Annotated in this window: 12 protein-coding genes; 3 read left to right on the top strand and 9 right to left on the bottom strand. The window is 74.3% G+C overall.

The features are described from left to right. Window positions 1-119 precede the first annotated feature (119 nt). The 9 genes from hypE to ACZ4U1_RS17310 all read right to left on the bottom strand — a co-directional run bounded on the left by hypE (window position 120) and on the right by ACZ4U1_RS17310 (window position 9,397). Window positions 120-1,202, bottom strand: a complete 1,083-nt coding sequence (hypE, locus tag ACZ4U1_RS17350) for a hydrogenase expression/formation protein HypE (RefSeq protein ID WP_467904034.1) — start codon at window positions 1,200-1,202, stop codon at window positions 120-122. Beyond that, window positions 1,195-2,331 (bottom strand): hydrogenase formation protein HypD, encoded by a 1,137-nt coding sequence (gene hypD, locus ACZ4U1_RS17345; protein ID WP_467904033.1) that lies wholly within the window; start codon window positions 2,329-2,331, stop codon window positions 1,195-1,197. The genes hypE and hypD overlap by 8 nt, the downstream gene beginning before the upstream one ends. Further along, complete coding sequence (locus ACZ4U1_RS17340) at window positions 2,328-2,618, bottom strand: HypC/HybG/HupF family hydrogenase formation chaperone (RefSeq protein ID WP_059247216.1); 291 nt, start codon at window positions 2,616-2,618, stop codon at window positions 2,328-2,330. The genes hypD and ACZ4U1_RS17340 overlap by 4 nt, the downstream gene beginning before the upstream one ends. Window positions 2,619-2,621: 3 nt before the next feature. Beyond that, a complete protein-coding gene (gene hypF / locus ACZ4U1_RS17335; protein WP_467904032.1) occupies window positions 2,622-4,961 on the bottom strand; it encodes a carbamoyltransferase HypF in 2,340 nt (779 codons plus the stop codon). Beyond that, complete coding sequence (hypB, locus tag ACZ4U1_RS17330; RefSeq protein WP_467904030.1) at window positions 4,958-5,791, bottom strand: hydrogenase nickel incorporation protein HypB; 834 nt, start codon at window positions 5,789-5,791, stop codon at window positions 4,958-4,960. Before hypB ends, hypF begins: the two co-directional genes overlap by 4 nt. A gap of 60 nt (window positions 5,792-5,851) precedes the next feature. Beyond that, the gene (locus tag ACZ4U1_RS17325; protein WP_467904029.1) at window positions 5,852-6,430 is read right to left on the bottom strand and encodes a hydrogenase maturation protease; all 579 of its coding nucleotides are present in this window, start codon (window positions 6,428-6,430) and stop codon (window positions 5,852-5,854) included. Then, a complete protein-coding gene (locus tag ACZ4U1_RS17320; RefSeq protein WP_467904027.1) occupies window positions 6,427-8,151 on the bottom strand; it encodes a hydrogenase maturation protein in 1,725 nt (574 codons plus the stop codon). Before ACZ4U1_RS17320 ends, ACZ4U1_RS17325 begins: the two co-directional genes overlap by 4 nt. A gap of 66 nt (window positions 8,152-8,217) precedes the next feature. After that, the gene (locus ACZ4U1_RS17315; protein ID WP_467904025.1) at window positions 8,218-8,586 is read right to left on the bottom strand and encodes a low affinity iron permease family protein; all 369 of its coding nucleotides are present in this window, start codon (window positions 8,584-8,586) and stop codon (window positions 8,218-8,220) included. 286 nt (window positions 8,587-8,872) lie between these two features. Next, window positions 8,873-9,397, bottom strand: a complete 525-nt coding sequence (locus ACZ4U1_RS17310) for a hypothetical protein (protein WP_467904024.1) — start codon at window positions 9,395-9,397, stop codon at window positions 8,873-8,875. A 231-nt stretch (window positions 9,398-9,628) separates the two neighbouring features. On the opposite strand from ACZ4U1_RS17310, the gene ACZ4U1_RS17305 reads away from it, so the two are divergent. Genes ACZ4U1_RS17305 through ACZ4U1_RS17295 form a run of 3 tightly spaced genes read left to right on the top strand, consistent with a single transcriptional unit; the run spans window position 9,629 to window position 13,428 of the window. Next, window positions 9,629-10,729: a 5'-methylthioadenosine/S-adenosylhomocysteine nucleosidase gene (locus ACZ4U1_RS17305; protein ID WP_467904023.1), complete on the top strand. Its 1,101-nt coding sequence runs from the start codon at window positions 9,629-9,631 to the stop codon at window positions 10,727-10,729. Between the two features lie 39 nt (window positions 10,730-10,768). Beyond that, entirely contained in the window at window positions 10,769-12,319 is a 1,551-nt protein-coding gene (locus ACZ4U1_RS17300; protein ID WP_467904022.1) for a VMAP-C domain-containing protein, read from the top strand. After that, window positions 12,316-13,428 carry an AAA family ATPase gene (locus ACZ4U1_RS17295; protein ID WP_467904020.1) on the top strand — a complete coding sequence of 371 codons (1,113 nt, stop codon included), beginning with the start codon at window positions 12,316-12,318 and terminating at the stop codon, window positions 13,426-13,428. The genes ACZ4U1_RS17300 and ACZ4U1_RS17295 overlap by 4 nt, the downstream gene beginning before the upstream one ends. Window positions 13,429-13,430: the final 2 nt, after the last annotated feature.

The following is a 13,430-nucleotide window of genomic DNA, read 5'->3' as shown; positions in this document are numbered from 1 at the left end:
TTTTTGTTGTTGCCCGCGCGGCGACGGACCTGAAGAGGAGGGGCGGGGGGGAGGGGGGGGGGAGATAAGGGGCGTAGGCCCTTTCCCGTCCCCGCTTGGAGGGGGGGCCCGGGGGCGGTTCAGCAGATCCGGGGAAGCTGCTCGCCCAGCGGCAGGTCCAGCACCCGGGTGCCGCCCAGAGCGGTGGCGACGACCACCATCCCCGGGTGGTCGGCCACGCACTCGCCGATCAGGGCCGCGCCGGTGCCCTGCGGATGTGCGCGCATAGCCGCGAGGACGGCCTCGGCGTGCTCCGCGGGGACGAAGGCGACGAGCCGGCCCTCGTTGGCGACGTACAGCGGGTCCAGGCCGAGGAAACCGCAGGCGTTCGCGACCTCCTCCGGGACCGGGACGGCGCGCTCGCGCAACCGGACTCCGGTGCCGGAGGCGCGGGCGATCTCGTTCAGGGAGGCGCCGAGGCCACCCCGGGTCGGGTCGCGCAGGACGTGGATGTCCCGGGTGACCGCGAGCATGGCCGCCACGAGGTCCGCGAGCGGTGCCGTGTCGGAGGTGATCTCGACACCGAACTCCAGGCCCTCCCGGACGCTCATCACGGCCACCCCGTGCAGGCCGATCGGGCCGCTGACGAGGACGGCGTCGCCCGGCCGGGCGCGCTGCGGGCGGATGTCGACACCCGCGGGGACGAGGCCGACGCCGGCGGTGGTGACGTAGACGCCGTCGCCGTGCCCGGATTCGACCACCTTGGTGTCGCCGGTGGCGATGGTGACACCGGCGGCCTCGGCGGCGGCCCCCATGGCGCGGGCGACGCGGGCGAGCACGGCCAGTTCCACGCCCTCCTCCAGGATGAAGGCCGCGGACAGATGGGTGGGCCGGGCTCCGCTCATCGCCAGGTCGTTGACGGTGCCGTTGACGGCGAGGTCGCCGAGGCTGCCGCCGGGGAAGAACAGCGGGCGTACGACGTAGGAGTCGGTGGAGAAGGCCAGCCGGGCACCGGCCAGGTCGAGGACGGCCGAGTCGGTCAGGGCTTCGAGGGTGGGGTTGCCGTACGCGGGGGCGAAGACCTGCTGGATCAGCTCGGCCGACAGGGCGCCGCCTCCGCCGTGGCCCATGACGACGACCGGCTGGTCACGCAGGGGGGCGGGGCAGGTCCAGTTCGCGGGGTCGACGGCCGCTTCGGGGGATTCGGTGGCGAGGTCAGCCAACGGGGTTCATCTCCTGTGCGGAACTCACTGGTGCCGGGCTGTCGGTCATCCTGCGGTACAGGTAGTAGGCGGCGCAGGCGCCCTCGCTGGAGACCATGGTGGCGCCGAGCGGGGTGCGCGGGGTGCAGGTCGTGCCGAACGCCGCGCAGTCGGTGGGCTTGATCAGGCCCTGCAGGACCTCGCCCGCGCGGCACTCGGCGGGTTCCTCGGTGCGGATGCCGGTGACGTCGAAGCGGTGCTCGGCGTCGTAGGCGCGGAAGGCGTCGGCGAGCCGCCAGCCGCTGTCCGGGATGCGGCCGATGCCCCGCCAGTTGCGGTCGGTGACTTCGAAGACCTCCTCGATCATGCGGACGGCCGCCGGGTTGCCCCGCTCGCGTACGGCGCGGGGGTAGGCGTTCTCCACCCGGTGCTCGCCGCGCTCCAGCTGGTGGACGGCGCGGCGGATGCCTTCGAGGATGTCCAGCGGCTCGAAGCCGGTGACGACGATCGGGACGCGGTGCCGTTCGGCGAGGTCCGGGTACTCGGCGGTGCCCATCACGCTGCACACGTGCCCGGCGGCGAGGAAGCCCCGCACCCGGCAGGCGGGGGCGGTCATGATGGCCTCGATCGCCGGGGGGACCCGGACGTGGGACACCAGCAGGCTGAAGTTGGCGAGGCCCAGCCGGCGGGCCTGGTGGACGGCCATCGCGTTGGCGGGGGCGGTCGTCTCGAAGCCGATGGCGAAGAACACCACCTGCCGGTCGGGGTGTTTGCGGGCCAGGTCCACGGCGTCCAGCGGCGAGTAGACGACGCGTACGTCACCGCCCTCGCCCTTGACCCGGAACAGGTCCCGGCCGGTGCCGGGCACGCGCAGCATGTCGCCGAAGGAGCAGAAGATCACCCCGGGGCGCGCGGCGATCTCCAGCGCCTTGTCGATGACATCGAGCGGGGTCACACAGACCGGGCAGCCCGGGCCGTGGATCAGCTCCACCTCGTCCGGCAGGAGTTGGTCGATGCCGTGGCGGATGATGGAGTGGGTCTGGCCGCCGCAGACCTCCATCAGGGCCCAGGGCCGGGTGACCGTGGCCCGGATCTCGTCCAGCAGCCGGCGCGCCAGTTCCGGGTCGTTGAACTCGTCGATGTACTTCACCGGGTCTCACTTCCGCTCTCCTGCCGCGCCGCTTGCTCCCAGGCGTCGCCGAACTCCTCCTCGAGGAGCCCCAGTTGCCCGAACAGCTCCAGGGACGCCCGGGCGGACTCCTCGTCCAGGCGCTGCAGCGCGAAGCCGACGTGGACGATGACGTACTCCCCCACCCGGACGTCGGGCAGGTACTCCAGGCACGCCTGTTTGCGTACGCCGCCGAAGTCGATCAGGCCGGTGAGCGGGTCGGCACGGTGGTCGATGGACACGACCTTGCCGGGCACTGCCAGACACATGGGTCACTCCGTCTCGTGGTGGGCTGCTGTTCCCGCGACCATCAGCTGGCCGAGTGCCAGACCGCCGTCGTTCGGGGGGACCTCGCCGTGCCGGAGGACGGTGAAGCCGGCCGTCGTGAGCAGCACGGCGGCCTCCTCCTCCAGCAGGGCGTTGGCGAAGACACCGCCGGTGAGGGCGACGGTGGTGAGGCCGGTCTCCGCACGGGCCCGGCGGCAGACATGGGCCACGGCGCGGGCCACGCCCCGGTGGAAGCGGGCGGCCATGACGGGTACGGGGGTGTGGCGGGCCTGGTCGTCCAGCAGCGCGCGGAGGGTGGGGGCCGGGTCCATGTCCCGTCCGCCGGCGGGGAACCCGAACGGGTACGCCCCCGCGTCCGCGTCCCTCGCCTCCAGCGCCGCCGCCTCCAGCTCCAGCGCCGCCTGCGCCTCGTATCCGGCGCGCTGGCACAGCCCCACCAGGGAGGACACCGCGTCGAAGAGCCGGCCCATGCTGGAGGTCGGCACACAGGCCAGCTGACGGCTCAACTGCCGCTTCAGTACGGTGAGTTCGGTCTCCGTGCAGGCGTCGACGCTGGGCAGGCCCGGCGTCCAGGGCAGTCCCGCAGCCCACAGCCGGGCCAGGGCCAGCCGGCAGGGGTTGGCCACGCCGGCGTCGCCGCCGGGCAGGGGGGCGGGGGTCAGGCGGGCGAGGCGCCGGTAGCCGGTGTAGTCGGCGAGGAGGATCTCGCCGCCCCACACCGTGCCGTCGTCGCCGTATCCGGTGCCGTCGAAGGCGACGCCGATCACGGGGGTGGTGCCGTCGAGGCCGTGTTCGGCCATCGCCGAGGCGATGTGAGCGTGGTGGTGCTGGACCCGCACCGGTTCGCCGAGGCCGAGCCGGGCGGCCCGGCGGGTCGAGTGGTACCCGGGGTGGCGGTCGGCGGCGACCCGCCCGGGCGTGACTCCGGTGAGGCGGCTGAGGTGCCGTACGGCCCGGTCGGCGGCGTCCAGGGCGGCCAGCTCTCCCATGTCCCCGATGTGCGGGCCGAACCAGGCGTGGTCGCCCTCGCCCAGGCAGGGGGCGTTCTTCAGGTCGCCGCCGACCGCGAGCGTGGGCCGGACCGGGAGCGGGAGGCGCAGCGGGCGGGGCACGTGACCGCGGGAGCGCCGCAGGACCTGTGCGGTGCCGTCGGGGCGGACGCGCAGCAGGGAGTCGTCGCACGGGCAGGCGATGGGCCGGTCGTGGGTGAGCCAGGCGTCGGCGAGTCCCGCCAGCCGGGTCAGTGCCTCGGTGTCGTCGGTGACGATGGGCTCGCCGGAGCGGTTGCCGCTGGTCATGACCAGCGCCCGGGGGCCGGGCGGATCGCCGGGCAGCCCGAAAAGCAGGGTGTGTACGGGGGTGTAGGGCAGCAGCAGACCGACGTGCGGGCTGCCCGGGCAGACCCCGGCGGCCAGGCGGGGTCCGTCGCCGGAGGTGCGTCTGCGCAGCAGGACGATGGGGCGCCGGGCGCTGGTGAGCGCGGCCCGCTCGGCGGCGGACACCACCGCGATCCGCTCCGCCGTCTCCGGATCGGCGCACATCACCGCGAAGGCCTTGCCGCCCCGTTCCTTGCGGGCGCGCAGGGTGTCGACGGCCCGGGCGTCGGTGGCGTCGCAGGCCAGGTGGTAGCCGCCGACGCCCTTCACGGCGACGATCCGCCCGGCGGCGAGCAGCGCCCGCGCCGTGGCGAGGGCCTCGGCGTCCCGGGCCGGGCGGACTCCCAAACCGGCGGCCGGGACGAGGGCGAGCCGCGGGCCGCAGTCGGGGCAGGCGACGGGCTGGGCGTGGAAGCGGCGGTCGGCCGGGTCACCGTACTCGCGGGCGCAGGCGGGACACATCGGGAAGCCGGCCATGGTGGTGGCCGGGCGGTCGTACGGCATCCCGGTGGCAATAGTGAAACGGGGGCCGCAGTGGGTGCAGGTGACGAAGGGGTGGCGGTGCCGGCGGTCGCCGGGGTCGGCCAGTTCGCGCAGGCAGTCGGCGCAGGTCGCGGTGTCGGGCGGGAGCTGGGTGCGGCCCGGTGACCGCTCGGTGGGGCGGATGGCGAAGGGGCCGGTGGCACCGGTGGCGGGGACGTCCTCGCTGCCGACGCCGGTCACGGTCGCGAGTGGGGGCGGCTGCTCGGTGAGCCGGCCCGCGAACCGGTCCACCTCCTCCGGCGGACCCTCGACCTCGATGAGCACGCCCTCCGCGGTGTTGCTCACGAACCCGGCGAGCGCGAACCCGGCGGCGAGGCGGTGGACGTAGGGCCGGAAGCCGACGCCCTGCACCGTGCCACGCACGGTGATCCGACGACGGACCGGACCGGCGGCGGACGCGGTCACGAGGCGGGGGCGGACGCCGGGCGGGGGTGCGGGTGCGAGTCGGGGACCGGAGCGGACGCCGGATGGGGGTGCGAGTCCGCTACGGCATCGGGCGCCGGGTGGTGGTGTGAGTCCGGCGCGGGGGCGGACGCCGGGTGGTGGTGTGGGTGGGGGGCGAGCGGGGGGCGGTGCGGTGGGGCGCCGTCGCGGGCGGCGAGGGCTCGGTCGAGGAGGGTGCCGACGCCGGTGCCGGTGCGGGCGCAGGACCGGATGATCTCGACGCCGGGGTTGACCTGGTGCACGTTCTCGTGGAAGAGGCTCTCGTCGAAGCCGGCCGGTCCGGCCAGGTCGGTCTTGGTGATCACGACGAGATGGGCGGAGCCGAACGCGGTCGGGTACTTCAGCGGCTTGTCCTCGCCCTCGGTGACCGCCATCAGCACGATCCGCAGGGTCTCCCCGAGGTCGTACGCGGCCGGGCAGACCAGGTTGCCGACGTTCTCCACGAAGAGCACGGAGGTGTCCGCCGGCAGCCAGTCCGCGAGCCGGGCGCGGACCTGGCGGGCCTCCAGGTGGCACAGTCCGTCGGTGAGCAGCTGCCGGACGGGCGCGCCGGAGCGGGCCAGCCGGGTGGCGTCGTTCTCGGTCGCCAGGTCCGCGGTGAGCGCGGCCACCGGTACGCCCCGCTCCCCCGCCCGGGCCAGCACCCGGGCGAGGAGTTCGGTCTTGCCGCTGCCCGGGCTGGACAGCAGGTTGACGAGGGTCACGCCCTGCCGGGCGAGGTCGTCGCGCAGGCTCTCGGCCAGGCCGTCGTTCTTGGCCAGGACGGCCTGTCTGAGGTCGGACCGGCACATGGGCGCTGCTCCTCGGATGCGGTGACGGGGCCCGGGCCGCATCGGGTGCGGCCCGGGGTCTCACCGATCTTCGGCCGTGGGGGGCGCCGTGCCGGGCAGCGCAGCCGCGTGCGCGGTCCCGGATTCCATCGGGCGGCCCAACGGGGGCAGGGGCCCGTCGGGGTCGGCGAGCAGGGCGGGGACGAGCGTGTGCAGCGCGTCCACGGCCCGGTCGACGGCGTCCCGCACCGGGGTGCTGAGCCCCGGCAGGAGGTCGTCGTCGCTGGGCAGCACCGCGGGTTCGCAGGCCAGGACGAGGACCCGGGGCAGCGGCTCGTCGCCCAGGTGGGCGGCCAGGGCCAGCACCTTCGCCGGGTCCATGCCGTGGGCCTCGGGCGGGACGGTGCCGTCCGGGGGCTCGGCCTCGACGAGGGAGAGGGTGCCGGGGCGGTGCCCGCGCGGGGCCGCGTCGACCAGGACGGCGGTGGCGTAGCCGGACAGCAGGTCGTAGGCGAGGTCCAGGCCGCGGATGCCGTAGTCGTGGACCCGTGCCCCGGGCGGCAGCGGACGGTGTTCCAGGGCGCGGATCACCTCGGGGCCGAAGGCGTCGTCGGCGAGGAAGATGTTGCCGACGCCGGCCACCAGGAGCCGCGGCGTCAACGGAGGTCTCCGCCGGCCGGGGCGAGGGCGACCGGGGCGAGGGGCCGGGGTGAGCCGCCCGGGGTCTTGCGGACGAAGGCCGAGCGCAGGGCGTGGTACGGGGCCTCGGGGTCGAAGAAGATGGCGTGCATGCGGGCCAGTTCGTCCTCCCGGTAGCAGGCGAGGGGCCATGTCCGCTCGTCCGCGGCGCGGGCCGCGGCCTTGGCGGCGAGCCGCCGGTCCAGGTCCGGGGCGGCGGCGAGGCCGGCCGCCAGCCGCTCCACCTCGGCCGGGAACTCCCCGGGTGCGGCCGGTACGAGGCGGTCCACGAGGCCGAGCCGCTCGGCGGACGCGGCACTGACCGGCAGCGCCTCGGTGGTCAGCCGGCGGGCCTGCTCCGGTCCGACGCGGCGCGGCAGGGTGTACGTCCAGAACTCGGAGCCGTACAGGCCCATGCGGCGGTAGTGCGGGTTGAGGACGACGCCGGTGCGGCACCACACCTGGTCGGCGGCGAGGGCCAGCATGGCGCCGCCGGCCGCCGCGTTGCCGCCGAGGGCGGCCACCACCAGCCGGTCGGTGGTGCGCAGCACGGCCTCCACCAGGTCGTCCATGGCGTTGAGGTTGGTCCAGGACTCCTGGGCCGGGTCGGGGGCGGCCTCGACCACGTTGAGGTGGATGCCGTTGGAGAAGAAGTCGCGGGTGCCGCCCAGGACGAGGACGCGGGTGGGCCGGGTGAGCGCGTGCTGGTAGGCGGCGAGCAGTCTGCGGCACTGGTCGGTGCTCATCGCGCCGCCCGGGAAGGAGAAGGTGAGGAAGCCGACGTCGCCGCGCTGTTGGTAGCGGATGTCCGTCCAGGTGCGCCGGCCGGGCGGCAGCTCCAGCGGAGCGGGGTCCTCCGGGAGGCGGAGACCGGGTTCGTACGCGGCGATGACCGATGCGGCCGGCCGGCGGAAGGGCGCCGGGTCGCCGGAGTTCCTGCGGGGGCGCAGTTCCGGAATCCAGACGGCGCCGTCGCGGGTGGCCCGGCAGACGGCGCCCGCGCGCTGGGCCAGCAGGGCGCCGGGACGGCCGCGCAGCCGGTCCTCGCCGTGCCCGCCGTGCAGGAACACCTCGCGGCCGAGGAGTTCGTCCAGGACGCCCGGCTGCGAGTCGGCGCCGCGGAGCCGCCGCAGCACCGTCTCGGTGTCGTCGTGTTCCCAGTCGATCCGGCGCCGCTCCTGCCGGAAGAAGTCGCGCCAGACGACGGTGACCGACGCGTCGGTCTGCGGGAGCGGCTTGTAGGCGCCTTCGGCGTAGCGCCGTACGGCCGTCAGGACGGCGGTGACGGCCGCGTCGGAGGCCTCGTTGCGGTAGAGGTCGCTCTTGCCGACGGGGGGCACGGGGAACGGCTCGGCCGCCCAGACGGGGCCCGCGTCCATCCCGGCCTCGGCCTGCAGGACGGTCACGCCCCACTGCTCCGCCCGGCCGTCGATGGCCCAGTCCAGGGAGGACGGGCCGCGGTCACCGGGCGGGCCGGGGTGCACGATCAGGCAGGTCCGCTCCCGCCACACGTCCTCGGGCAGGGCCGTCCGAAGCATCGGCGCGACGACGAGGTCCGGGCGCAGTTCGTGCACGGCGGCCCGGACCGGGTCGGGGCCGTGCGCGGCGAGGACGACGTCCACCTGGTGCCCGTGGTCCGACAGTTCGGCGTACAGGCGCTGGGAGAGGCTGTTGAACGCGCTGGCGACGAGCAGAATGTTCATGACACGGCATGGTCGTCGCTCGCGGGGGTGCCGGGAAGGACCGCCGCGGCGTTTCGCCGGTCCCGCTCAGGTCTCTTCCTCCATCCGGATCGCATTCCGCAGGTCCTCGAACGCCTGGCCCCCGTCGTCCCGGTGCGCCTCCAGCAGGGCGGCGGCGATCGCGTCGAGCTTGCGCTGGATCGCGTGCTCGGCGCGCATCTCGGCGTTCTTCAGCAGTGCCAGGAGCAGCAGGGTGACCGCCGTCATGGACTCGCCCGCGAGCAGCAGCAGCTGGGACCGCAGATGGGCGATGTGGGCGGCGATGAAGAAGCCGACCAGCAGCAGGCAGAACAGGAAGAACAGCGGCGAGCTGGTGAAGTTCGACGCGTACTCAGCGAACTGGTCGAACCGGCTGCGACGCGGGCCGCCGCGGTGAACGGGATTCTTGAAGGTCATGGCCGAGCCTTTCCCCACGGCGAGCGGATGCCGGCCGCCTGTACCCGAGCGGGTGCGGCACGGATCCGGGGCGGCCGGGCCGCAGGGTCGCACCGCTCCGGCGGCCGGCTCGCGCGTCAGGTCCGCAGTACCCGTGCGGGGGCGTGCGACACCGTGCCGGCCGGGACGGGGAACGGCCTTCTAGACCGGGCAGTCGGCGTCTCCGCGACGCCCCAGCGGACACGCGAAGGGGCCCAGCGGACACGCGAAGGGGCCCGCCCCCGAAGGCCCCCGGCCGCGTCGGCGTTCAGGCCGCGAGGGAGCGGCCGGGGTCCAGGCGGGTGAGGAGCTGGGCGCGGTGCAGTCCGGCGACCGGGGCCAGCAGGTCGGGGTGGCGGAGCAGGGCCGCGGCGCGGCGGTCGGCGTCGTCCGGGGTGAGCAGCCGGCGGAACTCGGCCGGCCCCGTGGTGTGCTCGCTCCCGGCCAGTCCGGCGACGGCCAGCCCGGCCAGTTCGGCGTCGGTGAGCAGCGCGGCGGCCCAGCTGGCCACGACCTCGTCCACCCAGGTCCGCCAGGCCCACTCCTCGGCCGGGTGGTCGCCGGCCGGCTCGGCCCCGGTGATCCAGTCGAGGCGGGCCGTGCCGCCGGGGCCCGCCATGGTGACCAGGCCGGCGTCGATCTCGGTGGGATAGCGCAGCCAGGCGGCGACCGTCACCGCCTGCCGGGCCTGCGCCTCGCACAGCGCGGAGGCCAGCGCGCCGCCGGACGGCGGGTAGGCCACCGTCAGCCAGCGTGCCGTCGCGGCGATCAGGGGAGACAGGTCAGTGAGCACAGCCGGGCCGTCCGATGCGAAGGGGTACAGGGGCTCGACGCAACGGTAGCCCGGCGCCGGGCACGGTCGGGAGGGTGTGCGAATCAGGTCATATGTGACCTGACCCACGCCAGGCGGCCGCCGGGGGCGGCCCCGGGCGGTCCCGGATCGGCGGTGATCTGGTGACAAGTCGGGGTGTGGCCTCGCCGTATGCACTAGGTTGAGCCTCCGGACCGAGACCCGGGGGGCGTGGTGGCGGACGCGGAACGCATGGCGGCGGTGCTGACGGCGCTCCCGGAGGAGTACGAGGCCGTCCGCGCTCATCTGGTACGGCCCGAGACCCGCGCCCACAGGCTCGGCACCCTGATCGAGGTCGGCGGGTTACCCGGGTGCCCGTGGCCCGTGGCGATCGCGGAGTGCGGCGAGGGCGGGCGCACCGCGGCCGCGCTGACCGAGCGGATCGCGACCTGGCTGGAGCCCGAGGCACTGTTCTTCGTCGGCATCGCGGGCGGCCTCAAGGACGAACTCGCCCTGGGCGACGTCGTCGTGGCGCCCAAGGTGCACGCCTACGGCGGCGGCAAGGTGGTGTCCGACGGCTTCCTGGCCCGGCCCGACAGCCTGCGGCCGGCGCACGCTCTCGAACAGGCCGCCCGGTCCGCGCTGCGCCGCGGCACGTCACGCTGGACCGACCGGGTGATCACCGGTCTCCCCGCTCCCCCGGCCGCGCCGAAGGTGCACTTCAGACCCCTGGCCTCGGGGGACGTGCTGCTGAACTCGGCCGAGTGCGCGCTGCGCGAGCAGCTCCACCACACCTACAACGACGCGGTCGCCATCGAGATGGAGAGCGCCGGTTTCGCGCACGCCGCGCACCTGGCGGACTGCCCGCACCTGGCGATCCGCGGCATCAGCGACCGTGCCGACGGCAGCAAGTACGACACCGACCGGCAGGGGTACCAGGAGCGGGCCGCCGCCCATGCCGCGGCGGCCGTCATGGCCGTGATCACGGAGTTCGTACGGCACCGGCCCGCCGCGCCCCGCTCCGCACCGGCCGCTCCCGCCCGTGATCCGTCCTGCGATGTGCGGGTCGCCGACGCGCTGGAGGCGTTCACCGGCATGGCGGGGCTGGAGTTCCGCCGCACCGTCCTCGCCATGGTGCAGGACAGGCTGGCCCTGGAGCACCCCCTCGGCATCCCGGAGCAGACCATGGCCCGGGACCACCTGATGCTGATCGCGCGCGGCCTGCGGCAGAGCCGCGAACCGTCCTCCGCGCTCCGGGCGCTGTACGAGGTGATGGCGGATCTGCGCCCGAACGAGCAGGCGCTCGTGCGGTTGCGTGAGGTGCTGGGGCTCTGAGGCGGCCGGGTCCTGATGGTGGAGCTACGGGGAACAGACGTGGAACAGTGCGCACCGGTCGACGACGGAGGGCGGACCCGCCCGGCGGGCGCCTGGGACGACACCGTCTCCCAGGTCCTGCGGACGGCCCTGACGGACGTCGACGACATGCGCGGCAACGCCGATTTCCGGCGCGAGCTGCTGCGGTCGCTGCATCACCGGGCCGACCTGCCCGACTGGAAGTCGCCCGCGCACGGACCTCGCGGTGAGGACGACATCGCGGAGCTGGTGCACGCCTGCCGCACGTACCGTGAGCCGCGCACGGCGCTGGCCGCCGTCGACGCCTTCCTCCAGGACCGGCGGGGCAACGAACGCGCGGTCGCCTGGTTCGGCCTGTGCGTCCGCGCCGTCGTCTCGCCCGGCATCCTCGGCACGGAGAGGATGCACCGGATCTTCACGGCGTTGCGGAAGACCGAGAGGCTGCCGGAGTCACTGGAGGTCGCGCGGTACGCGGACGCGTGCCGCGCCGCCCGGCTGAACGTCCCGCTGGCCGGTCCCACCGATCTCTTCCGGGCGCTGGAGCGGCTGAACGACGCCCAGCGGGGGCCGGGTACGCGGCCGGCGATCCACCGCTTCCTGCGGCTCCTCGCCCAGGATGTGCCCGAGCCGGCGGCCTCCGCGCTGCTGGAAGTGGCGGGCGGGCCCCCGCCGGCCGCCGTACCGCGGCTGCGCCCGGCGGAGATCGTCGTCCAGCTCCGGCTGGAGGAGGTGGAGGCCGCGCCGTCCGAGACGCCTCGCTACCAGGTGCACGGAGCCTTCTACAGCCACGAGGAGGGTTCCCTCAGAGAGCTGGACGCCTGGGTGGACCCCCGGAAGGTGACCGAGGAGGAGTTGCTCCGGCACGGCAGCCGCCTCCTGACCGGCTGGGGAGACCTGGCCTACGAGATACGGGACTACCGCACCCGGGTGCGCTTCGAGTTCCTCCTCCCCTGGTCGCTGCTGGATCACGCCGTCGACCTGTGGACGGTGGCCCCGTACGTGCTCGGGCACCAGTACCCGGTGGTCGTGCGCTCGCTGGACCGGCACAAGAACTTCTGGATGCACGCGATGTGGCGCAGGCGCTGGGACGAACTCGCCGCGCAGGGCGGTCCGCCGCCCGCGAGCGCCACCGACCACATCGGCTGGATGACCCACCTCGAGGACCGGCCCCTGCCGGCGGGGGGTGCCCGCCGCTTCCCGTCGCTCCAGTTCAGCAGCGTGGGTGAGGTCACCCGGTGGCTGAAGGCGCACTCCTCGCTGGCGTGCGTAGGTGTCGGCTTCGCCTACGGCCATCCGGACGCCCTTGCGCGACAGGCCATCGAGGAGGCCGTGGCGAAGGGCATCCCCGTGCTGGTGTGGCGGCGGGACGACGGGGACCCCTGTGAACTCGACACGGCGCTGCGGGGCCGTGAACTGAGCCGGCTCGACGAACTCCCCGTGGGCACCCAGAGCCTGCGCGAGGCGGCCGAGACCGGTACTCCGAACGACCTCGGGCGTCACATCACGCTGCTGTGGGACGACCCGAACTGCGTGGCGGAACTCCAGCACAGGATGTATCAGGGGGTCGGATGAGCAGTGACGAGCGCGGGAATCCGGACGACTCCGCCGGGACGACGTCCGCGGCCGGCGATCTGACACCGGCGCCCTGGTGGATCTACCAGGGCACGGGGCAGCCGCACGACGGCATCCGCAGGCTGCCCGATCCCCCACCCTGGCGCGCGTTCGACGCGCTCGACAGCGACGCGGAACTGCCGCGGCCTCCCCGTCACGGCGACGCGCTGTCCGAGCGCAAGCTCGGCCGGGTCCGCCAGGCGGCCGCCTACCGGGCCGACGAGCGGGAGATCCACCTGGTCAACCTGGCGCTGTACCTGCGCCGGCCGCTGCTGGTCACCGGACGGCCGGGAGTCGGCAAGTCGACACTGGCGTACAGCATCGCGCGGGAGCTGGGGCTGGGTCCGGTCCTGCGCTGGCCGATCACCAGCCGCTCGACCCTGCAGGACGGCCTCTACCACTACGACGCGATCGGGCGGCTTCAGGAAGCCGGGCTCCGGTTCCGGTCCGCCGGCGAGACGGAGGCGGCCGCGCCCCCGGACATCGGGCCGTACCTGCGTCTCGGTCCGCTCGGCACCGCGCTGCTGCCGTGGCGGTTCCCGCGGGTGCTGCTCGTGGACGAGATCGACAAGAGCGACATCGACCTGCCGAACGATCTGCTGAACGTGTTCGAGGAAGGCGAGTTCACCATTCCCGAACTGTCCCGGCTGGGCGAGACGCCGACGAGCATCATGTCCGCCGACAGCGGAGCCTGGGTCACCGTGCGCGGCGGTGTGGTGCGCTGTGCGCAGTTCCCGCTGATGGTGCTCACCAGCAACTCGGAGAGGGAGTTCCCGCCGGCGTTCCTGCGGCGCTGTCTGCGCCTGGAGATCGCGGCCCCCAGTGACGAGAAGATCGCCGGCATGGTGACCGCCCACTTCTCCGGCTCGGACCGCCTGGAGAACCTTCCCGAGGCCGTACGGGCGGACGTCATCGCGCGGTTCGTCGCCAAGCAGCGCCGGCAGGGCGCGGAACTCGCCAGCGACCAGCTGCTGAACGCACTGCTGATGGCCTCCCACGGGCTGTGGTCGGACCCGAGGAGCCGCCAGGTGATCGAGAACGACGTGCTGCATCCTCTCAACGAGGGCTGACC

The organism is Streptomyces sp. NPDC028928 (genome assembly GCF_055564915.1).
The sequence above is the reverse complement of the archived record's forward strand: the minus strand, read 5'-3'. Positions and strand labels throughout refer to the sequence as shown.

Coding starts and splice junctions, on each gene's coding strand:
- ACZ4U1_RS17340 (WP_059247216.1), bottom strand. CDS start 2,618: ATGTGTCTGGCAGTGCCCGGCAAGGTCGTGTCCATCGACCACCGTGCC.
- hypB (WP_467904030.1), bottom strand. CDS start 5,791: ATGTGCCGGTCCGACCTCAGACAGGCCGTCCTGGCCAAGAACGACGGC.
- ACZ4U1_RS17320 (WP_467904027.1), bottom strand. CDS start 8,151: ATGAACATTCTGCTCGTCGCCAGCGCGTTCAACAGCCTCTCCCAGCGC.
- ACZ4U1_RS17315 (WP_467904025.1), bottom strand. CDS start 8,586: ATGACCTTCAAGAATCCCGTTCACCGCGGCGGCCCGCGTCGCAGCCGG.
- ACZ4U1_RS17295 (WP_467904020.1), top strand. CDS start 12,316: ATGAGCAGTGACGAGCGCGGGAATCCGGACGACTCCGCCGGGACGACG.